Genomic DNA, 24,878 nt, shown 5'->3' with positions numbered 1-24,878 from the left:
AGCGGCGAGGGTGCGCTTCGGCGCCCGGACTCCCGGCCCAGGTCGGGCGGGCGTACGGGAGGGAAGCGGGGAGACGCCGCGGCGCGGAGGGGAAAGCAGCAGGTGAGGAGGGTGTCAGCGGCCGGTGCGACACGCGGCAGAGGCCACCCGCAGCAGGTCGATGTGACCGCGCGTGGTGAGCAGTACTGAACGCGACATGTCGCCGAAAGTAGCCAGCTCAGCCGTGTACGGTCAATGCCGTCTCGCGAGGTGGACCCGCGTATGGGCGACGCATGGGCGAGGATTGGTCCATGCCCGATGTCTTCACCACTCGTGTCCTGAACATCACCTCCGGATCCAGGGAAGCGGTCGTCGACCTCACTGGTGACTGCGAGGCCTTCCTCCGGGAAGCGGCGGGCGGTCGCGACGGCCTGCTCAACGTCTTCGTACCGCACGCGACGGCCGGCGTGGCTGTCCTGGAGACCGGAGCGGGCAGCGAGGAGGACCTGCTCGCCGCCCTCCACACGCTCCTCCCCGCGGACGACCGCTGGCAGCACCGCCACGGAAGCCCCGGCCACGGCCGCGACCACGTCCTCCCGGCGATCGTGCCTCCGCACGCCACACTGCCGGTACTGGACGGCCGGCTGGAACTGGGGACGTGGCAGTCGGTGTGCCTGGTCGACACCAACGTCGACAACGCCGACCGTCGGGTTCGGTTGAGTTTCCTGGGGTGACCAAGACCGTCCTGGGAGTGGCCGCCGATTCTCCTTACGCTGCGCGCGGATACAGGAGAAGACGATGCGCGATGCCGCACGGGAAGAGATCGAGCGGCCCTACGACGGATGTGGAAAGTGCCTGCTGGGAGTGCGGCGGCTGTCACTTTGAAGGCGGCCACGTCGTCCCCCGAGCGCCGACGGGAAGGCGTCCTCGCCGCTGTGGGCAGGCTCTCGGTGGACGGGGTGTTCGGGCTTGAGCACCGAGAGTTGTTCACCGCCGATGTGGTGGATCAGGACAGCCGGGCGGTGGGACAACGCGAGGCCCCGCTCGACCAGCCGCACACCCCCATCGAGGCCGCCCACGCCCTGACCTGGCGGGACGCCGGTCATCCCAGCGACACAGCCCAGACCTGATCGACGAGCTGTCTCACCGGCACCGGCACCGGCACCGGACCGGAACTGACCCAAGGCGGCGCCCTGCCCCCGCGGCTGCCCCGACGCAGCCGGTGTGCGCGCTGGTCAGCGGGGACGGGGATCACTGCCCGGATGCCGCGCTTGCGCAAGTGCTCGCGGATCGCGCGGGAGGGATACGCCTAATAGGCATGTGTGTTGGCCGGTTGGACCGGTCGGCAGGGGCCCCCTTTTGCGGGCCCCGGCCGCGTGCTGGTGAGCACGCACAATCGTGGAGTCCACCGACACCACCCGGTTGAGGTCCTCGTCCGCGTCGGCCTGGGCCACCAGGGCGGTGAACTCCCGCTCCCAGGTGCTGTCGACGGCCCACAGCCGCAGCCGGCTGTAGATGCCTCGCCAATTGCCGTACTTCTCCGGCAGGTGAACCCACTGCGTGCCGGTCTGGAACGTGTAGGCGATTGCGTCGATCACCTCACGATGGTCTCGCCCCCCGCTTCGGCATGCGGTCCGGGAGTAAAGGCTCAATCCGCGCCCACTGCGCATCAGTCAACGGCCCACGCGGACCAACCAACGACCGACTGAGCCGAACGAAACCACCTAGGCGCTCAGAGCCATACCCGGAACCCCTGGGCCCGACGATCTTGCGAATGAACCGTCTCAGACTCAGGCCTGGCAGGTAGGGCTCAGGAGGCCGGTGTGGTCAAGTAGTCGCCGTGTTCCAGGTCTTCGAGCAGTGCCGGATGGGTGGGCGACCAGCCGAGCAACTCTTGTGTGCGAGCACTGGAGACGGGCGAGTCGTGGGCGTAGGCGATGGCCATGAAGGGGCTGATGTAGTGCCCGGCAGCCTCGTCCGGTGTCAGCGACATCGTGGGCAGGTCCAGGCCCCGGGCGATCGTCTGCGCGATGCTCTTCATGGTGACGCCGCTTTCGGCCACCCCGTGCAGCACACTGCCCGCAGGAGCCTTCTCCAGTGTCAGGCGGAACAGGCGCGCGGCGTCGAGCCGGTGCACTGCGGGCCACCGGTTGATGCCGTCGCCGACGTAGGCCGAGACGCCGGTCTTTCGTGCGGTGATGATGAGCATGGGGATGAAGCCGTGGTCTTCGGGGCCGTGGACGGTAGGAGCGAGGCGGACCACGCAGGCACGTACTCCCCGGGCGGCGAAGTCCAGACAGGCTCGCTCGCCCGCGATGCGGAAGGCGGCGAGCCCGGCCGTGTCGGGCTCGTCCTCCTCGGTGGTCTCCCGGCCGGCGGGCATGACCAGGGTGCCCGAGGTGATGACCAGCGGCTTGCCCGAGCGTTCCAACGGCTGGCCAAGGGCCTTGATGGCGTTCGTGTCGCGCCTCATCATGTCGTCGGGGTCGGAGAAGTCGCCGCCGTAGGCCATGTGGAGGACGCCGTCGGAGGCTTCGGCGCCGCGGCGCAGGCTGTCGTGGTCGTCCAGGGAGCCGCGGTGGGGTGTGGCTCCCAGTGATTCCAGCCGGGCGGCGGAGGCATCCGAGCGCGCCAGGCCGGTGACGGTGTGGCCGGCCGCGATGAGCTCGGCGACGACGGCGGGGCCGGTCTGGCCGGAACCACCAGTAACGAAAATGCGCACGGAACGGTCCTTCTATAAGTGGGCACCGGGCCGCTGAACGGGTCCAGTGGTGATGTGGGTGTGGGTGGGGGTGTGAATGGTGCGCGTTCGAGGGTGGCGAGGTGGTCGGTGTATCGGTTTCATGACGGCTGCGCCGCGGCTACCAGGGCAGTGGTTCGGCGAAGCTCGGTGAGCGGTGCTCGATCGCGGCGTTGATCGCCTCGGCGACGTCGGGACCGAAGAAGCTCATCGCCTCGAAGGCGATCGACGCCTCGAAGGAGGGCGTCGCGGTCCGTAGCCAGTGGTTGAGTGAACGCTTGGTCCAGCGCAGGGCGTGCTGGGGACCGGCCGCCATGCGCTGCGCGATGTCGAGCGCGGTGTCGAGCACGTCGTCGGGCGGGACCGCGGCGCTCACCAGGCCGATGCGCTCGGCCACCTCCCCGGTGAGTTCTTGCGAGGAGAGCAGGTAGTACTTGGCCTTCGCCAGTCCGCACAGCAGGGGCCAGATCATCACCGAGTGATCACCTGCGGCGATCCCTTGGAGGAGATGCCCGTCGATCAGTCGGGCTTCCGTCGATGCGACGCTGATGTCCGCGAGCAGGGCGGTCGCGAGCCCTGAGCCCATGGCCTCGCCGTTGATGGCGGAGACGATCGGCTTGTCGCAGTTGACGATGCCGTGCGCGTTGACAAGGCCCTCACGGATGAGACCGACGATGCTGTCGTAGTTGCCGAGGCCCTCGCGCATCTCGTCGGCGGCGCCGCTGCCTTCGATGGTCCAGAACCGTTCTCCCGTGCCGGTGATGACCGCGACGCGCAGGCCGGGGTCATCACCGAAGTCGCGCCAGATCTGGCTGATCTCGGTGTGGCGTCGGCGAAGGCTCGGAGCGGGGCGTCCCTCGGGCGCGGCGATCGTGATGAGCAGGATGCCGTCGTCGCGCCTCTCCAGCGTGAGCGTCTGGTACTTGTTCCAGTCGATGTTGGGACGCAGGTCGTCGTTGGACATTGGCTGCCTCTCGTCGTCTCGGCTGCTGGCAGGGACCGGAGTGGGTGCCGATCACGCCCTGTCGCCATGTGATCGCGGTGAGGGATGTGACCGGGGCCGACTGTCACCTGGACAGAGCCTCTTCCCTGAATGTCAGTCACTGGCGCTAAGTAGTGCCATGGACTGACGCTACGTAGCGCCAGTGACTGGCGTCAAGTGGTGCCAGTCACTGACGAGGGAGGTATCCTTCAGGAGTGCCGAGAAGCGGAGCAGGAGCGCGTCGCCGCCTGCAGCAGGCGGCGTTGGAGTTGTACCGGGAGCGCGGATTCGACCGGACCACCACGGCCGAGATCGCCGCTCGTGCCGGTGTCAACGAGCGCACTTTCTTCCGGCACTTCCCCGACAAGAGGGAAGTGCTCTTCGACGGCGAGGCCGACCTGCGTGCCGCGCTGATGCAGGAAGTCGCCGACGCTCCCGATGGTCTGCAGCCACTCGACGTGTTGCTGCACGCCTTCCGGAAGGCCGGACGAGTGCTTGAGGAGAACCGGCCCTTCTCCGAACCGCGACTGGAGTTGATCGCCAAGACGCCCGCACTCCGCGAACGCGACGCGGCCAAAGGCGCCTACCTCAGCGAAGCCTTGGCGGAAGCACTACGCCGGCGCGACGTATCCGACCAGTTGGCCGGCCTGGCCGCTCACACCGGATGGGCTACCTTCCACCATGCCGCGCAAGCCTGGATCGACGACCCCGCGCAGAGCCTGGATGCACATCTTCTCCAAGCCTTTGACGATCTGCGGATCCTCTTCGCGACTGTCCCAGCGACGCGGGCACGGTCTGAAAGCTGACCAGTACACCCTCGCCCTTCGCTCACCGCGGAGGGTCTTCCAAGGTCTTCGATGAAAGCGGGAGCCGGTCTCACCGGCTCCGCCTCTCGGGCAGAGCCATGCCAACGGCCCTGGTCTATCACGGCATCACATCGGCCGTCGCGCGCGATTGCGCGGGCGGATCGCCGCGCAGGGATGGACAGCCGCGCGGCGATACAGAGGATGCCCCCAGAGGGCATCGCACGACGGGACCGTATAAGCGCTTCGCCCAGCGGGAGACGGACGGCTATGGGGAGGTGCTGAGCGTGGTGAGGAGTACGAGAGCGTCGGCCGTGGGGTACCGGGAGCGGCGGTGACGGGGGCACCATGGTGAGTCGTGCGGAGAGGGTCGGGGGTGGGTTTCCCAGACCGGCGCTACAGGGCAATGGAGAGCGAGGGAACTCCGACCGTGACCGGCGGCGGCCCGAAGCGCCGGAGTTCGATGCCCCCGGACTGTGCCCACGCTGCACTGCCGGTAGGAGTCAGCGGTGTACGAGCGGAAGGCGCACGAGGTCGGCTCCGACGGTGACCTGTCCGCCATACCTTTGCCTGGCTCGGTGCGTGCAGAGGCACGTCGGCACGCTGCGCCACCGCGCCCTCCTGATCCTGGGACTGCAGCTTGTACGCCTGGACTTCACCGGGCAGGCCGGCGGTCGTGGGGTCGCCCAGTTCGGTGCATGGCTGGGATATTGAGGCTGAACGTGTGTGGGTGGATACGTGCACGGGGCTGCGGACGGAACAGTTCGGCCGGCTGCTGAAGGCCGTGCGGGAGCGGGGTGGGAACGGCACTCTGCGAGGTCGGCCGTGGTCGTTGCCGCTGGCCGAGCGGGTGCTGGTCGTGGCCGTGTACTACCGGGCGAACCTGACCATGCGGCAATACCGGCCACTCTTTGGTGTCTCGTCGTCGACGATGTGTCGGGTGATCCAGAAGCTGGTGCCGCTGCTCGCGCTCGGGCCCGTATCCCGGCGGACGGGTTGCGGATCGTGGACGGTAGCCTGGTCCCGGTCCGCGACCGGCATGTCGGCTCCTCCAGCCGCAACTACGGGTTCTCCGCGAATGTACAGGTCATCGTGGACGCTGACACCCGCCTCGTGATCCCGGCCGCCCAGCCGGTGCCGGGCACCACTGCGGACGCCCATGCTTGGCGAGATTCTGGCCTGGCCGAGCGCTGTCAAGGCGTGACTGCTCTGGGCGACGGCGTCTACCTCAACTGCGGCATGGTTGTCCCGCACCGCAAACGCCCCGGAGGGCCGATCCTCCCGGGCGAGGGGGAGGACAATGCCACTCACCGCAAGGTCCGCGCGGGGGTTCATGTGATTGGCCGGATGAAGAACTACAAGGTCCTCCATGATTGCCGACAGTACGGCGACGGCTTTCCCCATGCCGTCCGGGCCGTCGCCCACATGCACAGTGGCAGACCAACGGCATGCACGGATCCTGAACTGGCAGACCAAGAAACCACCCCGGGAATCGGAGTTCACTGTGTGTTGTCGGACGTGTTTCATCCAGAGGCACTGTGTAGGGCAGCTGAAATAGAGCATGCCAGGAGGCAATTGATGATCGACCGAGACGCTTTCGTCGAGCTGATGAGTGGGGTGTGCGCCCCGGTCACCGTGATCACGGCAACCGGTGCTGACCGGCGACCTCACGGCAGCACCGTGTCGAGCTTCGCCTCGCTCTCTCTCGACCCCCCGCTGGTGAGTTTCGCCCTGGACCGTGCTTCAGGGCTGCTCAATCACCTTCAGCCGGGCGACAGGGTGGGAGTGAATATCCTCGGTGCCCACCAGCGGGCACTGGCATCGGCCTTCGCGCGCAGGAGTCAGGAAGGCTCGAAGTTCGACGGCGTGGCTTGGACCCGCCGTGCCGGGCTGCCCCACCTGCCCGAGTCCGCCGGCTGGACGGCAGGACTCGTCCAACGTCACGTGGACGGCGGTGACCACATCCTGCTCGTCGTATGTGTCGAGGAAGCCGAGACCACCCCTGTTCCCCCACTCACCTATGCCCGCCGGGTCTTCGGTACGCACACTCCCCTTGCTGTCGCAAGCTGACTCGGACCCGCACGAACCCCGACATCGAAGTGACGGCGATGAAAACAGTCACAGTCCCTTCCTGCGCCGCCGATGAGGCGCGCAGGCCGCTTGTCGACATGACTGCAATGTCCGATGATCGGATCATGAGCACAGGCGCGGTCCGGCGGTCCGCCTCACTCGCGACGATTTCACGGTGACGGGTCATGGACTCTGGACGCGAGTGGCTCGCCAGGTTGGCCCCGTCCAGGCCGTATGGCCTCGCGAGGTCCTCGTGTCCACCGGTCACGCTCGCCGACGCCGTAGCGAGGGTCGGCCTGGATCCCGTGTGCTGGGCGATCGAACAGGGACAGGTCACCGCCGCGCGCATCGCGAAGGAGGTACCCCTGGTCGACGGTGCTGGGCTGGCGATCGAGGTACTGCGTCGCGGCAGTGAGGCCGCCACATTGCACTCGCTGTTGCGGTTGGCCGAGCCGGCGGCGGTGTTCCCCCCGATCGGTGAGGGGTCGTTGGACGGAGTCCAGGACTACGTGCATCGCGCTGTGCCGCTGCACCATGTGCTACGGGCGATCCGGGTCGGGCACGCATCCTTGGCCCGGGCGTTCCTGCGAGCCTGCGAACGATTGGTTGAGCCGGCTCAGCTCACCCGTGAGATGAAGGCCATCAACGAAGAGCTGTTCGCCTACGTCGACGCGTTCACCGACGCGATGACCCGGGAGTACCTGGCGGAACACGATCGCTGGACCACCAGTGCGGCCGCAACCCGGCTGGCGACGGTGCATGCGCTGCTTGCCAACTCCGTGGGCGATGTCGACGACGCCGCGCGCACGCTGGGGTACGACCTCGAACGCACTCATGTCGGCGTAATCGTGTGGACTGGTTCTCCGGCCGAGGATTCCCGACTGCCGTCGGCAGCGACGAGCCTGTTGAAGGGGCTGGGTGCGACGGCGACCCTGGTGGTGCCAGTCGGCTCGGGGCGGGTCTGGGCCTGGGGAGCGGTACCGAAGCGACGGCCGAATCAGGCGTCTGCTTCGAGGGTGGGAGCTGGGTTGCGCGCAGCCGTGGGATCGCCGGCTCTGGGGCCGGCGGGTTTCCGTCGCACGCATCAGGAGGCGGTGCGTGTCGAGCGGCTGCGCGGCCTGTCGGTCAGGGAGGCGCCCCGGGTGACCCTGTACCGCGACGTGGTGCTCACCGTGCTGCTGGCCGGTGACCTCGCCGCTGCCGGAGAGTTCGTGCGGAGCGAGCTGGGTGAGTTGGGAGGCCGCGGGAGTGGAATGCACGCTCTGCGTACCACCCTGCTGCACTACTTCGAGGCCGAGCGGAGCCTCGTGCGGGTTGCTGAGCAGCTGCATATCGCCCGGGGCACGGTTGCCTACCGTGTCAAGCGGGCGCAGGAGGTCCTCGGCCACGACATCGGCCATCGCCGACTCTCTCTGTACGCCGCGCTGCTGCTGGCTGAGGAGTTCGGCGACTCGGTTCTCGCGCCGACTCAGCTGCCGACCTGACCGGGCGTCCAAACATCCCCCTCGATGTTGGATCCGCAGAGCAAGCGGGGCCCGCGGCCGAGGTTGTTTCCTGGGAACGCACAGCCGCACTGTCGCTGTCCGCCTTATCGGCGGCACGGCACCGACCCCAAAAGGAGCTGACCGATGACGATCGCCCTTGACCGCCCAGGAGCTACCACCGCTGACCGGGAGCTGCGCGCCGATTTGGTAGGGCGCGCAGCGAAGCTGTTCCCACGGTTGGCCGGCCAAGCCGAGCGCAGCGACCGCGAACGCCTGGTGCCGGCGGAGAACATCGAGGCGCTCGCTGAGGCTGGGTTGCTGTCTATTCTGCAGCCGGCACGCTACGGCGGTCTGCAGACCGACATACGGACCTGTCTTGAGGTTTCGCGGGAGGTCGCGCGCGCCTGCGGGTCGACAGCGTGGACGACGACGCTGCTCAATGTGTGCTCGTGGTACGTCGGGCTTTACCCGACCCAGGCCCAGGACGACATCTGGGCCGATGACCCGACCGCCCGCGTTGCGGGCGTCCTCGCGCCCACGGCGAGCGCCCGTGAGGTCGACGGCGGCTTCGTCGTCTCCGGCCGCTGGTCCCCGGCGTCGGGCCAGGCCCACGCCCGGTGGGCGATCGTCGGCGTGCTCCGTGACGGTGGTTCGGAGCGGGGAATGGTTCTCGTTCCGATGGCGGAACTGACCGTCGAGGACACCTGGTTTGTGACCGGTATGCGTGGCACCGCGTCCAACACCCTCATTGCTGACGAGATCTTCGTTCCGAGCCACCGCTACCTGTCGTCGGCGGATGCGGCGGCGGGCCGGTACGCCACCCCTCACACCGAGGAGGCCGTCTATCGTTCGGCCTTCGTCCCGGTGTCGGCGCTGGTACTTGCCGCACCGCAACTCGGGCTGGCTCAAGCCGCACTCGACCTGGTTGTGCAGAAGGCCCCGAACCGGGCCATGACCTACACCTTCTACGACAACCAGGCCGTAGCACCCACCACGCAACTTGCTGTCGCGCAGGCCGCGTCGCTGATCGACTCGGCGCACCTGCACGCTTACCGGGCCGCCGCCGAGATCGACGAGGCTGCTGAGCAGGACAGTTACCCCGATTACGACGCCCGTGCCCGCGCGCGGATGGACACCGGGGTTGCCGCCGTCCATGCGCGCGAGGCCATCCGAATTCTGGTCTCCGCACACGGAGCGGGCAGCTTTGCCGAGGTCAACCCGTTGCAGCGCATCTGGCGGGACAGCGAGGCCGGCAGCCGGCACGCGATCGTGAACCCCGAGGTGAGCACGGAGATCTACGGGAAGTCGTTGCTCGGTATCCGGGGCGACGTCACCGACCTCGTCTGATGGCCCGGTCCCACCGCCGCGGTCCCGGACGGGCTGCCGGCGTCTCGCGAACGCTGCGAGGCGGCTGTGCGCATCGTCCAGCAACTCACCCGATATTTGTCTTCGTCCCGGCACGGAGTGCTGCAGAAGTACTGCGAGTTCGGGTGCGGAGGGCTTCCCGCCGAGCAGACTTTTTCGGCCGAGTGACCTGCTCGTGCGTCTGTCGGCTGAAGTGGCAAAGTCCAGGTGTGCGGCCGATTGCCACCAGAAAACCAGGTGGATAGCCGTCCGGCCTGCGTATTCCTGATCGCTCCCCATATCTGAAGGGCCCCTCCGTCCTGTTTGCTGGTGTCTGCGAAGCATCAGCAAACAGGACGGAGATATTGCGGGCGTAGGCGTACGACCTGACCGAGACGGTCTGGTCGGCGGCCACTCTGACGGGGCATGACCCGAAGACGGTCAAGCGGTTTGTCGAGGCCTGCGACAGCGGGCGGAACCCGTATGAGTACGAGCCGCGGCCGAAGATGATCGACGCGTTCCTGGAGAAGATCGAGGAGTGGGTCCCCAACGGGGTGGGCCAGGCCGACGCCGACGGTCAGCAGACACCTCGGGGGCACGACAAGCTCTGACGAGCCGTCAGTTACCTTGTGAGTCATACCGGAACGTCGGCGTCGATCCTGTCAGCAGACCAACCTGGGCCGCAGCTCCACTCTCACAGTTACCTTCTTCATGGCCCTGCAACAGGGCTCCCGGCCTTCGAGCCCGTGCCGACCGGCACCCTTGACGCTACGGCTGCAGACCGGGCGTCTGGGGTCGATTCAACAAGTCAGGGGCACGAGCGCCGATCCCGGATGGGAGAAGCAGCCTCTTCGTAACGTGGATGGGCCTTGCCCCTTGCTCTTGGACACACGAGACACTGGATCCTGAGGATCTGAGGACGGACATCTCGTGGTCATGAAGAACTATCCGCCGCAGTTCTAAGTGGACGCGGTCGCGCTGTACCAGTCGCGGCCCGAGGCGACGATCCGGCAGGTCGCTGCCGATCTGGGAATCAACCCCGAGACCTTGCGAAACTGGGTTCGGGCAGCCGGCGTGAGCCGGCCGCGGGGACGCCGGGCAGAGGCCCCCGCCGAGCCGCCCACGCCGCTGGAGGCGGAGAACGCCGCTCTGCGCAAAAAGGTCCGCGAGCTGGAGGAAGAACGCGAGATCCTGCGCAAGGCCGCGAAGTATTTCGCCGGGGAGACGCGCTGGTGAACCGCTTCCAGTTCGTCGCCGACCACCAGCGCCGCTACGGCGTGAAGCGGCTGTGCACCATCCTGGGCATCGCCCGCTCCAGCTTCTACTACTGGCGCCGGACGGCCGCGGACCGGGCCGCCCGGCAGGCGGCCGACGCCCGCCTCGCCGCCCGGATACAGGCCGTGCACCGTGAGTCGGACGGTACCTACGGCGTCCCCAGGAGCACCGCCGAACTCCGCGACGACGGCGAGCGGATCAACCACAAGCGCATCGCGCGGGTGATGCGGAGCATCGGCCTGGCCGGAGTGCGGCTGCGTCGCAGGCACCGCACCACGATCCCGGACCCTGCCGCAGTGAAGGCCCCGGACCTGATCGGCCGCGACTTCACCGCACGCGAGCCGAACACGAAGTACGTCGGCGACATCACCTATCTCCCGCTGGAGGGCGGGAAGTTCCTGTATTTTGCCACCGTCATCGATCTCGCCTCACGCCGCCTGGCCGGCTGGGCGATCGCGGACCACATGCGCACCGGCCTCGTCACCGATGCCCTGGCCGCCGCCGAACGGACCTGCGGCAGCCTCGCCGGAGCGGTCCTGCACACCGACCACGGAGCCCAGTACACCAGTCGGGCCTTCGCCACCGCCGGACACCTGGCCGCCTACGCCGGCCTGGCACCGGTCACCCGCGCCTCCGGCTCCTCCATCCGCGGCGAACACCCTGCCCGGCGAGGCAACAAGCAGCTCAAACGCGCCTTCTGCCTCGCCGCGTTCGCCTCGCTCTCCCAGCCGGAGTCACGGGCCTACTACGAGGAAACGCCGCGAGGGGAAACACCACGTCGCAGCCCTGATCACCCTCGCCCGCCGACGCATCGACGTGCTCTTCGCCATGCTCCGAGACGGCACCTTCTACGAGCCCCGGACCCCCGTCACTGCTTGACGAAGACCATAGGGGCACTTTTTCGTGTCGATGTGGCTGCCGTCGATCACCGCCCGGGACCAGTCGATCTCGTGTGCCGCGTTCAGCTGGGCAAGCAGGACCCGATGCAGATCGTCGAACACCCCGGCGTTGATCCACCGCTTGATCCGCCGCCAGCACGTCATGCCTGACCTGAAGCCGAGTTCCTGCGGAAGGTCTTCCCAGCCGATCCCGGTATGCAGCACGTACACGATGCCCTGCAGGCACTGCCGATCCGGCACCGGCCGCGGACCGGGCGTCTTCATCGGGCCACGGCGGAAGCAACGGCTCGGGAAGCTCTCACAACTGATCATGCAGCAGAGCGCGTGAGCAGCTCTTTAACGTTCGTCTCAGGTTCGCTCGGTAGGAAGTAGGCATGCGGATAAGCGATGCAATCCGTATGCAGGAGGCTAGTGATGGGAGTCGACGCAGCACCATCGGGGAAAGCGCAGCCCGGCCGGTTGCGGTTCGAGGCGGCCACCAGGGCGCTCGCGACGGCGTTCCCTGTCGCGCCGCATGCGGGGTCACACGCCGACAACAGTGCGGGGCCCGCCGCGGCCGGTCCGCACAGCGCGCACGCGGGCGGTCGTCAGCTCCACCACAGTTCCTGCGCACCGGCGAGCGGTTCCTCGACCTGAGCGCTGCCGCGGTGCGCGAGCAGGACGCGAAGACCCCCTGAAGCATCTCGCAGACGGATGCCGTACGGATACCTCACCACACAAACGCCTGAAGAGAGGGACTGACATGAAGCCCATGGGACGCCGCGGCTTTCTCGCCGCCAGCACGGCACTTGGCATTGGTGCCGGCTTGTCCACGCACGCCATTGTCTCGGAAGTGAGCGATAACGAGACTTCGGACAAGACTTCGGACAAGACTTCGGAAATTTCACGGCGGGACCAGGACCTGCCCTTCATCGGCACGGAGGAGACCTTTTCGACTCCCACGTTGTTGAAGCTGAACTCCATCAATCAGGATCACATAGCGTTCCTTGAGGAAATTGGTCTTTCGGATCTAGGTCAACGCCGCATCGGCGATATGGATGCGGGGGGACTCAATGTTCAAATCCTCTCTGCTCATACACCCTCCGTGCAAAATGTCCCCGGGCAAAGGGGCATCGACCTTGCCTATCGCCTTAACCGGCAACTTGTAGACGGGCCGATCGCCAAATATCCGGGCCGCTTCAAGGCTTTCGCCACCTTGCCCTTGCGGAGCCCGGAGGCGGCGGCGGACGAACTGGAACGCTCGGTTCGAGAAGATGGCTTCTTGGGCGCACTGACCAACGGACACATCGCGAAGAAGTATCTCGATCATCCCGATTTCGAGCCTGTGCTGGCACGTGCCGTTGCTCTCGATGTGCCGATCTACCTGCATCCCGGCTATCCAGCTGACGAGGTCTTCAAGATCTACTACAGCACCACACGGTCTGAATACACGGAAGAGTTCCAAGACTACATTTTCAGTGGGTCTGGATATGGCTGGCACCAGGAGGTGCTGACCCAATGCGTTCGGATGATCACGTACGGGGTTTTCGACAGATTCCCCAAACTAAAAATCATCATCGGCCACATGGGCGAAGGTCTTCCCTTCTACTACAAGCGGATCGTCAATGACATGGGCGAGCCGACCAAAGACTCGCTCAAGAAGCCCATCGGGCAATACTTCCAGGACAACTTCTGGGTCACAACCAGCGCATTCCCCCAGACCGAACTGCTCGATCTCCTGCTGAAGTACATAAGCGTGGACCGAGTGATGTTCGCAACCGACTACCCGTTTGCGGACATAAAGGAGCAGACCGACTGGTTCCGTGGAGTCGATTTGCCACGCGAAGACAAGGAAAAGATTGCGTTCCGAAATGCGGAGAAACTGTTCAAAATGAAAGTGTCCGTGAAGTGATACGCCAGCGGCGGCCGGAGTGAAAGAATGCTTTGCTGTAAGGCGGGATTACGGCCGAAGTATGCGATGCGCGGCTGCCCCATAACGCGGTCGCATACAGGCTCTTCTTAAGAGGATGTCTCACGTGCTCGTGTGGTGAGCTGCGGCATCATTGCTGCTTGTGGGTGTCGATCTGTCGCAGCGGCTGGTTCCTGACGGTCTGTGGGAGCTGGTCGCACCGTTGCTGCCGTCGTTCAACTCCCGTCCGCAGGGCGGCGGGACTGCTCCGTGTGCCGAGCGGGCCCCGTGTTCACGGCGGTCGTGTATGTGCTGACCAGCGGGTGCGCCTGGCGGCATCTGCCGGAGACGTTCGGCGTCTCGCCCGCGACCGCGCATCGCCGGTTCACCGCGTGGATCCGGGCGGGACCGTGGCGTCGGCTCCACCGGGCGGTTCTGGACGAACTCGGTGCGCGGGGCGAGCTGGACCGGGCCTCGGCGATCGTCGATGCCGCCTCGGTCCGGGCCGAAAGGGGCACGCTGACCGGGCCGAACCCGGTCGATCGCGGCAAGAAGGGCAGCAAGCTGCATGTGGTGTCCGAGGCCCAGGGCATCCCGCTGGCCGTCGCGGTGTTGAAGCCGCCGATTCTCCTCACGCTGCGCGCGGACAGCGGACAGCGGATACAGGAGAAGACAGGAGAAGACGATGCGCGATGCCACACAGGAAGAGATCGAGCGGCTGGGCCGCAATGTCGTCGACTGCCTGAACACCGGATACAAGACGCGTGATGAGAACAAGCTGCTCGTCACGCACTGCTCTCGGACATGCAGCCGGCGCTCGCTCCAGTTGATTCTGGCAACGCGTAGCAGTGGGAGAGGTGGTGGCGCTCGGAGGTACAGGCCCGGCGGCGGGTCATGGGCGTGATGGCGGCCCGGGGGACAACAGGCCGGCGAGCAGTTGGAGTCGTTCGGCGTCGGGGCTGTTCTCGGCGGCTGTGCAGACGAACAGGACGGGTCCGGGGTTGCCCGGTATCGGGTAGGCCTCCCAGTCCAGGTTGAGTTCGCCGACCAGGGGGTGGTCGATGCGCATCTGGCCGCGGACGGGTTCTTCCACATCGTGGCGGGCCCACAGCGCCGCGAACTCGTCGCTCCGGACGGCGAGTTCACCCACGAGCTCCACGGCGCGCGGGTTCCCGGGATCGGCGGCGACCTGGGTCCGCAGCATTCCGGTCAGTTCGGCGACGGTGGCTGCGCGTTTGGGGCACACCTGGTCGGCCTCGGGGTTCAGGAACAGCGACAGCAGGTTGCGCCGCGCCTGGGGCTGGTGGGTGAACTCGCCCAGCAGGGCCCCGGCGAGCGGGGTCCAGGCCAGCACGTCCAGGAAGCGGCCGACGACCAGAGCGGGCGAGGTCATGGTGCGCAGCAGCCGTAGCGTCGTGTCCGGCACCTCCTCCGGGACGTACGGTCGCGGGCTGCGGGCCGGGGTACGTGCGGCGGCGGCGAGGCTGTGCAGGTGCCGGGACTCCTCGGCGGAGAAGTTGAGGGCGCGTGCGAGGGCGTCCAGGACCTGTTCGGAGGGCCTGACGTCGCGTCCTTGCTCCATGCGCTGGTAGTAGTCCGAACTCACCCCGGCCAGCAGGGCCAGCTCCTCCCGGCGCAGCCCGGCGACGCGTCGCCTCGGGCCCGGTTCCAGGCCGACGTCCTGGGGGCGCAGGCGGGTTCGGCGGGTGCGCAAGAACTCGGCGAGTTCGCGCCGGGGATCGTCGCTCAGGGCGGCGGAGGCGTCGGTCACGGCGTCAGTATGCCGTGGGCGCGGACGGTGAGGGTGGGTCTGGCGGACCCAGGACAAGCGGAACGAGCGTCATGTCGCCTGGCGGGTCCAGTATCGGACCAACCACACAGCAGGTCACGGAAGGACAGCGACATGAAGGCCGTTCAGATCACGAGCTACGGTGCGGCGGACGTACTGCGGGTCAATGACGTCGAGCGTCCCGCTCCCGGCGCCGGTGAAGTCCTGGTGGCGGTCGAGGCCTCCAGCGTCAACGGGCACGACGTGATCGTCCGCGCCGGAGAGCTGAAGATGGTGTCGGGCCGCACATTCCCGATCGGCGTGGGCCTGGACTTCGCCGGCACCGTCGCCGCGACCGGCGCCGGCGTCGAGGGCTGGCAGGTCGGTGAACGGGTGTGGGGCATGGTGCACCCCCGCCGGCGGCACATCACCGCGGGGGCGGCCGAGTTCGTGGTGGTGTCCGCGGACCGTATCGCTCCCGCCCCCGAGGGCATTTCGTCGGCCGAAGCGGCATCCCTGGTCGTCGCGGGCGCCACGGCGCTGACCGCGCTGCGCGACAGCGTGAGCCTCGCGGACGGGGAACGGGTCCTGATCCGGGGCGCGGCCGGCGGAGTGGGCACCGCCGCCGTTCAACTGGCCCACGCGCTGGGCGGCCACGTGACCGCGCTGGCCCGCGACCGCCACGCCGAGCTCCTCACCGGCCTCGGCGCCGACGCGGTCCTCGACTACGGCTCCACCACCTCGGACCGGATCGGCCCCTTCGATGCCATCGTCGACACCGTCGGCAGGGAACTGCACTGCTACCGGAGCCGGCTGGCCAAGGGCGGCCGGATGGTCACCGTCGGACTCTCCGGGCCGGCCCTGGCCGCGATCGCCGCGTCGAGCGTGCACGGCTCCCGCCGTATCCGCACCTTCAGCGCCAACCCCGACACGGCCCTGCTGCGTGACCTGGCCGGCCATGTCACATCGGGTGCGCTGCGCCCGGTGGTCGACCGTGTGTACCCGCTCGCGGACATCACCGCGGCGCACCAGGCGTTCGAACGAGGCGGAGTCGTGGGCAAGCAGGTGCTGGCGGTGTCCGCGTAGCCTCCTGAGGAGCGCTCCCAGAGGCAGATCGAAGGCCCCCGGCGACTGCCCACTGGGCCGTCCCCGAGCCTGCGGGTTCCTACGCCTGGTTCCCGCCCGCACCGCGTCGCCGCCGCCTGGTCCAGCGGACGCACAGAGGTCCCTCTCCACTTCCGGCATCGTCGCTCAGTCGGCGATGCCGACCCCGTATCCGCGTGCGAGGGCATCGAGGCCGTGGTTGTAGCCCTGGCCGACGGCGCGCAGGCGCCAGACCGGACCCCTGCGGTAGATCTCCGCGAGAAGCATGGTGCGTTCGGTTGTCGCGGCGTCCAGGGTGGCCCGGGTGAGGGGTGATCCACTGTTGCCGGGAGCCGCACCGAGCTGGATCGCGCCGACCGTCCCGAAGGTGGCTACGCCGTCGATGGCCGCGGCGACGACGACCTTTCGGGTCGCGGGCGGCAGGGACGCGAGATCGAGGGCGATGGTCTGTTCGGCGGGACCGCCGGTGAGCAGCCGCACGGTGCCGGCGGGGCTTTCCGGGGCGCCGTAGAAGATGAAGTCCTCGTCGAAGGTGACCTGTTCGTCCTCGTCGAGGAGGAAGGCGACGACGTCGATCTCGCAGTCGGCCTGTGGAGCCCAGCCGACGGTGACGTACCACTCGGGCACGGGTGTGCCGTGGGGCATGGGCAGGTCGATGACGCCGCCCCTCGGCATCACGTGCGGCTCGTGCGGCCGGACAGCCGTCGTGTCCGGGTCGATGGCGGTCGGGGAATTCAGCCAATCCGCGTCGTGCACGGGGAGCTCAAGGGCGGTGATGCGACTCATGCGGCGGTCCTTCTCACCGTCGGCGAGAAGGACGACATCGGTGACACTGGCGGACAGGTTGACCGCTGCGGATCCGCCCAGATCGACGATGCTGGTACGAGCCGCGGCGGCGTCGGCATGGACACCGCCCAGCACCAGCACCCGGCGGCGCACCAGCGGCTTGGCCAAGGTGCCGGCCGAGTCGCCGGGTTCGCGCGGAGCAGGGACGGTTGCGCCGAGGGAGGGCGGCGGCAGGACAGGCACTTCCGGAACAGGTGCTGTGGTGGATTCAGGCTCGGCGGTCCGGCCCTCTGCCGTCGCCTTCACCGGTGCCTTCACCGGCGCGATCACGGCGGAAGCGGCCGTCGCCTCATGTACTGCCCCGGCCTGCACATCGGCCAGCAGCCGCAGAAAGGTGTGCTCGTCGATGACCGGCACGCCCTCGGCGGCTGCGCGTCGGGCCTTCGCGGATTGGGACACCGGCTCGTTGGTGACGAGCACGCTGGTGTGCCGACTCACGGAGGTCACCATGTTCAGCCCGGCGGCAACAGCCCGCCCGACCAGCTCCGCCCGTGCGTGCGCGATCTCACCGGTTATCGCGATCTTCATCCCCTGCAGCAGCGGCCCGCCAGGAGTCATCCGCCCCGGATTGCGGTAGGCGCACGGCGTCTTGGGCGGCTTCGGCGTGAACTGCGATTCCGCCCGCGGCGGGCAGCTCACCAGCGGCAACGGCAGGTCGAGCCGCGCCGCCTCGTGCAGCGAAGCCCGCAGGATCCCGGCAAGCACCCGGGTGTCGTCCAGCGCATCGTGCGCGTGCTGCTGCGGTACGCCGTAGTGGGCGGCCAGTGTGCCCAGCTTCATGTCGTCCGTCGGCGGATCCACCTGACGATTCAGGGCCAAGGTGCAGAGCCGCTGGGACACCGGCAGCCACATCCGCGCACGGGCGAACTCGTGGGCCAGGAAGTCGTAGTCGAACTGAGCGTTGTGGGCGACCAGGACCCGGTCCTGGAGCATCGCTCCGATCCGTCCGGCAACCTGGTCGAAGGCCGGCGCACCCCGCAACCGTTCGACGGTCAGCCCGTGCACCTCCACCGGCCCCGGGTCGCATCCCGGGTTGAGCAGCGTCGAGAATTCCCCGGTCTGCTCGCCGTCGGGTCCGATCGTCACCACCGCGACGGACAGCACCCGGTCCCTCCGGGGTATGAGCCCGGAAGTCTCCACGTCGACCAGGGCCCAGTCGCGGGCGTAGTCGCCCGTGGCGGGCAGATCGAAGGAGGTGGAGGTGAGACTCATGGCGCCAAGGATGATCCGATATACGGCTCCCCTTCAACCTGTATGCCGTTTTGCCCTGATCTGTAATGACGTACTGCCCTGCCGAGGGCAGAGAGACCGCACCAAGACTTCGGGGCCGATGGGCCGGCTGGGCGACAACGCCCGCGCGCTGTGTGTTCCTTGGTCGGAGCACATGTTCGGACGAAGGCGGCTTCCGCGTAGGGCAGTTACCGGACCGAGTGAGCAAGTTCGACCCGTCATTCGTCGACGCCGGACGTTAAAGATCAAGCCGGGGGAGGAGAGCTCTCGAAACAGGGTAGGGGTGAGAGTCGTATGTAGGGCTTGACCTGCATAACCGCCTTCCTGGGCCCGAATCAGGGGCATGCGGAGGGGCCCGCCGGGCGTACCGGCGGGCCCCACACAGCGCGGGAGCGGTGATCAGACGCCGGGCGGGTAGGTGAAGACCTGCTTGCCGTAGTCCACGTACGTCTTGGTGCCACAGTCGGCCCGCGACGCCTTTCCGGGCAGCACCGTAGGCCCGTACACCGTCTTGTACCCACCGGAGGCGTTCGGATCGGGGCACTTGACCCAGGCCCGGTAGTAACTGGAGCCTCCTGCGCACTTCACCTGGGCCCAGGTCGCGTATCTGCCGCCGTCTTCGAGGGTCCAGGCGCAGTTGGTCACCGCTGCCTGTGCCGTGCCCGCCGATGCCGCGGCGAACCCGAGGAACGAGGCGGCGACTGTGACCAACGAGAGGGCGGCCCGGGCCGCGTTTCGGCGCATACTCCCGGATGTGTTCGTCGTGTGGTTCATGGAGTCTCCCTGTCTGTGCAACGGCGATTGAGTCTGCCGACGGCGACGTGGACGGCGACGTGGACGGCGGAACGAAGAGCGGGCATCAGGACGTCACGATTCGCGTTTCCACTCGCCGGGAAGCCGAAAGCGCACCCGCCAAGGCCGGTGCCGTCCCCTTATGAGGGGCACAGTAGCCCGGCTCAGTCGCTCACTGTGCCGGTCGTTTGCCCCACAAGGAACGGCCGCTGCACACAACGGAATCGGGTGCGGTTCCTCTGAAGGGATGCGAAGCCCCTACCAGGCGTCCTGCGTCGCGAAGTACCGCTTCCAGAAGTGGAGTTTCTCGGGGGAGGCCACCCGCATCGGCCCGAAGTGCCCGCCGACCTCCATCACGGTCGGTGAGCCGGGACCGTAGGCGGGCCACCTGGGCAGACCGGGACCGTTCGGGTTTCCGGTGGCGATGTAGTTCGCCAGGTAGGAGGACATGGTGTCGGCGATCTCGTGGTCCTGGTCGGTCCACCCCTGGGTGTCCGGGCTGAGGTTGCCGAAGAAGTAGACGATCTCGGAGCCGTGGTACGCACCGCGGATGTCATGGTCGGGGCCCGGCGGGCGGTGCGTCCAGAAGTAGGTGTACACCGGCCGGTCGGCGCCCTTGGTCCACTCGGTGCCCCACAGATACGTCGAGACGCGGGAGTTGTCGCGGACCGCGTCGTTGCTGGCGAGGGCCGCCTCGCCGTCCGTACCGGCTGGGTAGATCCGCAGGAACTCGTCGGCCATCGCGCCGAACTTCCGCCGTGCCGCGGTCACGTAGTCGTCCAGAGTGACGTGGACGGGAGGGGCGCCGGGGCGGTCCGGGTAGCCCGTCTGGCGCCAGTGTTCGAAGGCCGTCTCGGGCACGGCCCCGCTCTCGTCGAGATTGTTGCCGGCCAGGTACCAGACGTCGTTCTGCGTACGGGCGTCGTACGTCTCCCGGTAGCCGGCGGGCAGCACCCAGCCGTCGACGACGGGCCTGAAGAGCGGGGGCTTCGCGACGGACTTGGTGTCGACCGTCTCGTCCTTGAGCGAGGCGCCGTCCGTGAAGTCCTGCCACGGCAGGGCGCGCAGCTGCTTCAGTGTGGTCGCGCCCTTCGTCGCGCCGTAGGCGGGACCCTGCTGGAGGGCGGCGTCCATGGTGCGCAGCGACACGCCGAGGTAGCGCAGTTCGGGATCGCTCGGGCAGCGGACCTGGCTCTCGGCGAGGGATCGCTGGAAGAGCCCGGCGGCGAGTGGGGACATGGACAGCATGTCCGTGGAGCCGGCGCCGGCGGACTGGCCGCCCACGGTGACGTGGCGCGGATCGCCGCCGAACGCGGCGATGTTGCGCCGGACCCACTTCAGGGCCGCGATCTGGTCGAGCAGGCCGTAGTTGCCCGAGACGCCCTGGTCGGACTCCTCGCTCAGCTCGGGGGTGGCGAGGAAACCCAGGGCGCCGAGACGGTAGTTGATGGTCACCACGACGACGCCCTTGCTCGCCAGGACCGAGCCGTCGAAGCTGGGGTCGGAACCGCTTCCGGCGGAGAACCCGCCTCCGTAGAGCCATACGTACACCGGGCGCCGCTCGACGCCGCTCCCTGCGCCGGTCCAGATGTTGAGGTTGAGGCAGTCCTCGCTCATCGGGAGGGTGCTCGACTCCTGCGGGGGGCGCGTCGCCGAACGTGTCGGCCTTGCGGATGCCTGTCCAGGACGGCGCCGGCTGCGGCGGGCGCCACCGGTTCGTGCCGGCGGTGGAGGAGGCGTAGGGAAGCCCCTTGAAGACGGTGACTCCGGACGCCGCGCCGGGCACACCGGAGACAAGGCCGGACGCGGTCCGCACCGGCCTGTCACCGAACGACTTCTCGGCCGACTTCCCGGCCGATTTCCCGGACGGCTCCGCGGACGACGCGGACTGCGCGCCGACGGCGTTGAGCAGGACGGCGCCCACGGCGATGCCCGTGGTGCGGCCGAGGAAGTCCCGTCGGTGCAGCGCAGGGTCCGCGGGGCTGGGGTGGTGGCTGTCTGACACGGCCATTCGGATCTCCCGATCACTGGATGGGCTGGTGGCGGCTGGGGCCGGCCGCGCGCACCGAGTGGCGCAGGCCGTGTGGACCGGGTGGGGCCGCTTCACCCCGCCGCGGGAGGGAAGAAAGCGGTACGCGTGAGGAAGTCCCCGAGGTCGAGGCGCCACACGAACCAGCTGTGGCCGCCGTTGCTGAAGCCGGGCGCTGCCGGGACACCGAGGCCGGTCAGCAGAGAGGCCTCGTCGGCGTGGTAGGCGTGGCTCGGGTCCTGCCATCCGCCGCCGACCTGGATCCGCGCTTTCCTGAGCGCGGCGACCTGGGCGTCGGTGAGGGACGACGCCTGGCCGGGCTGCCGCAGACGAGAACGTAGGAGGGACGACTCGCCTGTCGACGGGCTCGGTTGAGCACGTTCCTGCCGCGATTGTCTGACAAGAACTGCGTCGAACGTAACCCGCGTGACCCGCACCGGCAAGATGCCTGCAGCAAGGACATGCACATCCCGGAATTCCGCAGCACCGACACCGCTGGATTATTGGACAATCTTCGGCAGCTGGGAAACCCAGGGATGGGGCGGCGAAGGTACCGCCCGGCTGCTCAAGGCTGGGGGATGGCTGCACACGTCTTCACCCGGTACTTCGTGGAGGGCCCACTGTGCGGCACCGCCCTACCTTGATGGTGAAGGTGTCGTGCGGGCGGGCCGGCGGGGTGGGTGATGACGTCGGCGAGGCGTCCGGCGATGCGTTGCCGAGGGGAGCGCCCACCACGTCCTCATGCCCGCCACTCCGTGTGATGGGTGCTCTGCGCCGCGTTGGTGACCAACTTTGTCTGACAGTCCTTCGCTGAGAGGGCTCAGGCTTTCTGTGAATGTCACGTTCTCCCTGCAGACTTCTTGTGCCCCCTGAGGGGTGGTGTTACGTTCCCCTTACCGGTTGTCAGACAATCTTGGTGGCTCGAAGGGTCGCCGATGGTTGCGTCAGCAGGAGGGTCCAGCCGACCTCGATGCCCGTTCGCGTGCATCAGAAGCACCACCTGTCACAGCCCCGCCACCCACGAACGCCGCCACAGGCGCGAGCGCATGGCCCCCGCTTCATCTCTTGCGAGGAGGAGGCCGAGGAGACAGATATGTCGACCACACAGCGCAACTCCCACCCGGAGGCTCTCCGTCTAGAGCACGTCACTCTGGAGTTTCCCGGCACTCACCGACCGGCGATCGAGGACGTGTCGTTCAAAGTCGACCGCGGCAGAGTCGTCGCCGTGATCGGACCCAGCGGGTGCGGTAAGAGCACCATCCTCAACCTGGCCGCCGGACTGCTCACTCCCACACAGGGGCAGGTCCACTACGCCGGCGAACAGGTCACCGGCGTCAACTCCGATGCGGCGTACGTGACTCAGCAGTCCCACCTGCTGCCCTGGCTGAGTGTGCGGGCCAACATCGGCCTGGCGCTCAAGTTCCGCAAGGTTCCCAAGGAGGAACGCGAAGAGCGGGTCGCGCACTGGGTCGAGCTCGTCGGCCTGACCGGCTTCGAGAATCACTTTCCCCGGGAACTGTCGGGCGGTATGCAGAAGCGCTGCGCGATAGCCCGAGCGCTGATCTACAACCCGTCCATCGTGCTCATGGATGAGCCGTTCGGGCCGCTCGACGCCATCACCCGGCTCGAACTCCAGCAGGAACTGCTCAACATCTGGCGCGAGCAGAACGGGACTTTGATCTTCGTGACACATGACCTCAATGAGGCCATCTACCTGGCCGACGAGGTCATTGTGATGTCGAAGGGCCCCGGCACCATCCGCCGTGTCATGCAGGTCCCCTTCGCACGCCCGCGCCAGATCGGCTCGCTCGTCGAGTCACCCGAATTCTCGGAGCTCTACAACGATCTCTGGGGTCTCTTCGCCGCCGAGCGGAAGGCCGCCGTGTAACGCCCCCCCCGCACACACACGCACACCCCGAGCCCGCCGCCTGGAGCTCCGTACCCCACATCGCCAAACCGCCAAACCGCCAAGCCGGTTGTGCCGTCATGCCCTTTTCCCCTGACGTCGCGCCTGCCGCCGAGTGAGGTTCACAGCTTTGATATCGATCACGGAAGAGATCGTCGTACCGAGTCCGCCCGAACGTGTCTGGGAGGTCATCTCGGATCCCTCTGCCGTCGTGTCCTGCGTCGGCGGTGCCGAACTCGGGCCGTCACACGACGACGGGTCCTTCGACGGAACCCTGGCCATCAAGTTCGGCGGGCTTCGGGTCAAGTTCGCCGCCCGGCTCTCCCTGGACCTGGACGAGTCCGCACGTGAGGGCCGTCTCGGGGCCCGCGGCGCGGACGGGCAGGGCGCCACCCGCTTCAGTGCCGACGCCACTTTCCGGGTCGTCGAGGGGGACAGCCCCGGCATCTCACGGGTCTTCTGCGACGGCGAGATCGAACTCAACGGCAAGCTCGTCAAGTTGATCGAGTCGGGCGCGGGGATGGTGGTCTCCAGGATGACGGAGGAGTTCACCGGCCGACTGATCCAGAAGTGCGCCGCGCCCACCGAGCCACTCACGGCCGCATCCACCGAGCCATTCGCAGCAGCGCCCTCCGCGCCACTCACCTCCGTGCGCTCCGAGCCGCGCGGGGCGGTCTCCGACGGCGCGCGCACGGCTCCGTCCCGGCCGGCCGGTCTGTTCGCCCGTCTGCGGGCGTGGTGGGCAGGGCGTCGGGCCGGGCGCGCGGCTCAGCCGCCGCCGGCTCAGCCACAGCCGCAGCCGCCGCAGGCGACGCCGCGTTCGGAGAACCGGTCCGGTGAAGCACTCGACCAGGGAGGTCGGCGATGACATCGCCCAGGCTCAACAAGGTGATCGGCGCCCTGGACGCGGGACAGCACGTCTTCGCGACCTTCTCCGCGGCCGACCCGGCGTCCGCGACCGAGCTGAGCAACTCGGACTACGACGCCGTGGTGTTCGAGATGGAGCACAAGCCCTGGGACATCAACGCGCTGAAGGACAGCTTCCAGTACCTGCTGAGCAGGCGACGGGTGTACGAGGCGGACAGCCTCGCGCCGGCCGTCACCCCGCTGGTGCGCATCCCCGCCAACGGCGCGGAGAAGGCGCAGTGGCACGCCAAACAGGCCCTGGACCTCGGCGCGTTCGGCATCGTCTGGCCGCACATCTCCACGGTGGAGGAGGCCCGTAACGCCGTCGCCGCCTGCCGCTACCCGCGGCTGCCCGACGCTCCCCGCCACGAGCCGGCCGGCCTGCGCGGGGACGGCCCGCACGCGGCGACACGCTACTGGGGCATCCCGAACATCGAGTACTACGCCAGGGCCGACGTGTGGCCGCTCGCCCCGGACGGGGAGATCCTGGTCGGCCTCATGATCGAGGACCAGCTCGGCATCAAGAACCTGCCGGACATCCTCGACCAGGTGCCCGGCATCGGGCTGGTCCTGATCGGCGAGGGCGACATGAGCCAGGAACTGGGCTTCCCCCGCCAGTACGAGCACCCGCGCGTCCTGGAGTGCAAGCGGCAGATCCTCGACATCTGCGGTGAACGCGGAGTCGCCGTGGGCCATCCGCACGTCACCGCCGACAACGTCAAGCAGGTGCTGGACGACGGCTACCGGTTCCTGATGTCGGCACCGGTGCGCACCTACCCCGGCCTGCACAAGGCCCGGGAGCTGACCGGCCGTGGCTGACGGGGCCCGCCGGC

General features: G+C 67.9%; 20 protein-coding genes and 4 pseudogenes. 15 read left to right on the top strand and 9 right to left on the bottom strand.

The window, feature by feature from the left end; translation table 11 throughout:
• Nucleotides 1–114: 114 nt before the first annotated feature.
• The gene (locus tag AOK01_RS46420) at nt 115–198 is read right to left on the bottom strand and encodes a putative leader peptide (RefSeq protein WP_359392808.1); all 84 of its coding nucleotides are present in this window, start codon (nt 196–198) and stop codon (nt 115–117) included.
• A 92-nt stretch (nt 199–290) separates the two neighbouring features.
• On the opposite strand from AOK01_RS46420, the gene AOK01_RS05095 reads away from it, so the two are divergent.
• Both AOK01_RS05095 and AOK01_RS44705 read left to right on the top strand, forming a co-directional pair.
• Complete coding sequence (locus AOK01_RS05095; protein WP_055508834.1) at nt 291–713, top strand: secondary thiamine-phosphate synthase enzyme YjbQ; 423 nt, start codon at nt 291–293, stop codon at nt 711–713.
• 117 nt (nt 714–830) lie between these two features.
• A complete protein-coding gene (locus AOK01_RS44705; protein WP_245702094.1) occupies nt 831–1,109 on the top strand; it encodes a hypothetical protein in 279 nt (92 codons plus the stop codon).
• A gap of 105 nt (nt 1,110–1,214) precedes the next feature.
• Here the strand turns inward: AOK01_RS44705 and AOK01_RS05085 are convergent, their stop codons facing one another.
• The 3 genes from AOK01_RS05085 to AOK01_RS05075 all read right to left on the bottom strand — a co-directional run bounded on the left by AOK01_RS05085 (nt 1,215) and on the right by AOK01_RS05075 (nt 3,683).
• A complete protein-coding gene (locus tag AOK01_RS05085; protein WP_107099728.1) occupies nt 1,215–1,649 on the bottom strand; it encodes a transposase in 435 nt (144 codons plus the stop codon).
• Nucleotides 1,650–1,789: 140 nt separating this feature from the next.
• Nucleotides 1,790–2,701, bottom strand: coding sequence for an SDR family oxidoreductase (locus tag AOK01_RS05080; RefSeq protein WP_055508830.1), 912 nt, complete (start codon nt 2,699–2,701; stop codon nt 1,790–1,792).
• Nucleotides 2,702–2,840: 139 nt separating this feature from the next.
• Entirely contained in the window at nt 2,841–3,683 is an 843-nt protein-coding gene (locus AOK01_RS05075; RefSeq protein WP_055508827.1) for an enoyl-CoA hydratase/isomerase family protein, read from the bottom strand.
• A 233-nt stretch (nt 3,684–3,916) separates the two neighbouring features.
• Between AOK01_RS05075 and AOK01_RS05070 the strand changes: the two genes are divergently transcribed.
• From AOK01_RS05070 to AOK01_RS46415, 7 genes and pseudogenes are all read left to right on the top strand, one after another.
• The gene (locus AOK01_RS05070) at nt 3,917–4,507 is read left to right on the top strand and encodes a TetR family transcriptional regulator (protein WP_055508826.1); all 591 of its coding nucleotides are present in this window, start codon (nt 3,917–3,919) and stop codon (nt 4,505–4,507) included.
• 579 nt (nt 4,508–5,086) lie between these two features.
• Nucleotides 5,087–5,218, top strand: coding sequence for a hypothetical protein (locus tag AOK01_RS46070; RefSeq protein WP_281181306.1), 132 nt, complete (start codon nt 5,087–5,089; stop codon nt 5,216–5,218).
• A pseudogene (locus AOK01_RS40585) lies at nt 5,203–5,938 on the top strand (transposase); the annotation flags it as partial. The gene AOK01_RS46070 and the pseudogene AOK01_RS40585, both read left to right, overlap by 16 nt.
• Nucleotides 5,930–6,574: a flavin reductase family protein gene (locus AOK01_RS05060; protein ID WP_342671023.1), complete on the top strand. Its 645-nt coding sequence runs from the start codon at nt 5,930–5,932 to the stop codon at nt 6,572–6,574. The pseudogene AOK01_RS40585 and the gene AOK01_RS05060, both read left to right, overlap by 9 nt.
• 305 nt (nt 6,575–6,879) lie before the next feature.
• Nucleotides 6,880–8,058, top strand: a complete 1,179-nt coding sequence (locus AOK01_RS05055; protein ID WP_245702093.1) for a PucR family transcriptional regulator — start codon at nt 6,880–6,882, stop codon at nt 8,056–8,058.
• Between the two features lie 144 nt (nt 8,059–8,202).
• Nucleotides 8,203–9,405: an acyl-CoA dehydrogenase family protein gene (locus tag AOK01_RS05050; RefSeq protein WP_079103164.1), complete on the top strand. Its 1,203-nt coding sequence runs from the start codon at nt 8,203–8,205 to the stop codon at nt 9,403–9,405.
• A 960-nt stretch (nt 9,406–10,365) separates the two neighbouring features.
• Nucleotides 10,366–11,556, top strand: a pseudogene (locus AOK01_RS46415) (IS3 family transposase).
• Between the two features lie 41 nt (nt 11,557–11,597).
• Here the strand turns inward: AOK01_RS46415 and AOK01_RS40580 are convergent.
• Nucleotides 11,598–11,831: pseudogene (locus AOK01_RS40580) on the bottom strand (transposase); the annotation flags it as partial.
• A 487-nt stretch (nt 11,832–12,318) separates the two neighbouring features.
• Between AOK01_RS40580 and AOK01_RS05035 the strand changes: the two are divergent.
• Together AOK01_RS05035 and AOK01_RS05030 are read left to right on the top strand one after the other, a co-directional pair.
• Complete coding sequence (locus AOK01_RS05035) at nt 12,319–13,467, top strand: amidohydrolase family protein (RefSeq protein ID WP_055508818.1); 1,149 nt, start codon at nt 12,319–12,321, stop codon at nt 13,465–13,467.
• A 285-nt stretch (nt 13,468–13,752) separates the two neighbouring features.
• Nucleotides 13,753–14,232, top strand: a complete 480-nt coding sequence (locus tag AOK01_RS05030) for a transposase (protein ID WP_213862053.1) — start codon at nt 13,753–13,755, stop codon at nt 14,230–14,232.
• Nucleotides 14,233–14,356: 124 nt separating this feature from the next.
• Here AOK01_RS05030 and AOK01_RS05025 read toward each other — a convergent pair whose 3' ends face one another.
• Nucleotides 14,357–15,235, bottom strand: coding sequence for a helix-turn-helix transcriptional regulator (locus AOK01_RS05025; RefSeq protein ID WP_245702092.1), 879 nt, complete (start codon nt 15,233–15,235; stop codon nt 14,357–14,359).
• A gap of 132 nt (nt 15,236–15,367) precedes the next feature.
• Between AOK01_RS05025 and AOK01_RS05020 the strand changes: the two genes are divergently transcribed.
• Nucleotides 15,368–16,318 carry an NADP-dependent oxidoreductase gene (locus AOK01_RS05020; RefSeq protein ID WP_055508816.1) on the top strand — a complete coding sequence of 317 codons (951 nt, stop codon included), beginning with the start codon at nt 15,368–15,370 and terminating at the stop codon, nt 16,316–16,318.
• 165 nt (nt 16,319–16,483) lie between these two features.
• Here the strand turns inward: AOK01_RS05020 and AOK01_RS05015 are convergent, their stop codons facing one another.
• The 3 genes and pseudogenes from AOK01_RS05015 to AOK01_RS05005 all read right to left on the bottom strand — a co-directional run bounded on the left by AOK01_RS05015 (nt 16,484) and on the right by AOK01_RS05005 (nt 21,215).
• Nucleotides 16,484–18,394, bottom strand: coding sequence for a TerD family protein (locus AOK01_RS05015; RefSeq protein ID WP_055508814.1), 1,911 nt, complete (start codon nt 18,392–18,394; stop codon nt 16,484–16,486).
• 417 nt (nt 18,395–18,811) lie between these two features.
• On the bottom strand, nt 18,812–19,186 hold the full coding sequence (locus AOK01_RS05010; RefSeq protein WP_157871186.1) for a hypothetical protein: 375 nt from the start codon (nt 19,184–19,186) through the stop codon (nt 18,812–18,814).
• Between the two features lie 276 nt (nt 19,187–19,462).
• Nucleotides 19,463–21,215, bottom strand: a pseudogene (locus AOK01_RS05005) (carboxylesterase/lipase family protein).
• Nucleotides 21,216–22,326: 1,111 nt separating this feature from the next.
• Here AOK01_RS05005 and AOK01_RS04995 point away from each other — a divergent pair.
• The 3 genes from AOK01_RS04995 to AOK01_RS04985 all read left to right on the top strand — a co-directional run bounded on the left by AOK01_RS04995 (nt 22,327) and on the right by AOK01_RS04985 (nt 24,864).
• Nucleotides 22,327–23,121, top strand: coding sequence for an ABC transporter ATP-binding protein (locus AOK01_RS04995; RefSeq protein ID WP_055508808.1), 795 nt, complete (start codon nt 22,327–22,329; stop codon nt 23,119–23,121).
• A gap of 148 nt (nt 23,122–23,269) precedes the next feature.
• On the top strand, nt 23,270–24,007 hold the full coding sequence (locus AOK01_RS04990; RefSeq protein ID WP_055508805.1) for an SRPBCC domain-containing protein: 738 nt from the start codon (nt 23,270–23,272) through the stop codon (nt 24,005–24,007).
• On the top strand, nt 24,004–24,864 hold the full coding sequence (locus tag AOK01_RS04985; RefSeq protein ID WP_055508803.1) for an HpcH/HpaI aldolase family protein: 861 nt from the start codon (nt 24,004–24,006) through the stop codon (nt 24,862–24,864). The genes AOK01_RS04990 and AOK01_RS04985 overlap by 4 nt, the downstream gene beginning before the upstream one ends.
• Nucleotides 24,865–24,878 lie beyond the last annotated feature (14 nt).

Origin of the sequence: Streptomyces aurantiacus (assembly GCF_001418335.1) — a bacterium.
Lineage (GTDB): Bacteria > Actinomycetota > Actinomycetes > Streptomycetales > Streptomycetaceae > Streptomyces > Streptomyces aurantiacus.
Note: the sequence above shows the minus strand (reverse complement) of the source record. Positions and strands in the feature narration are given on the sequence as shown.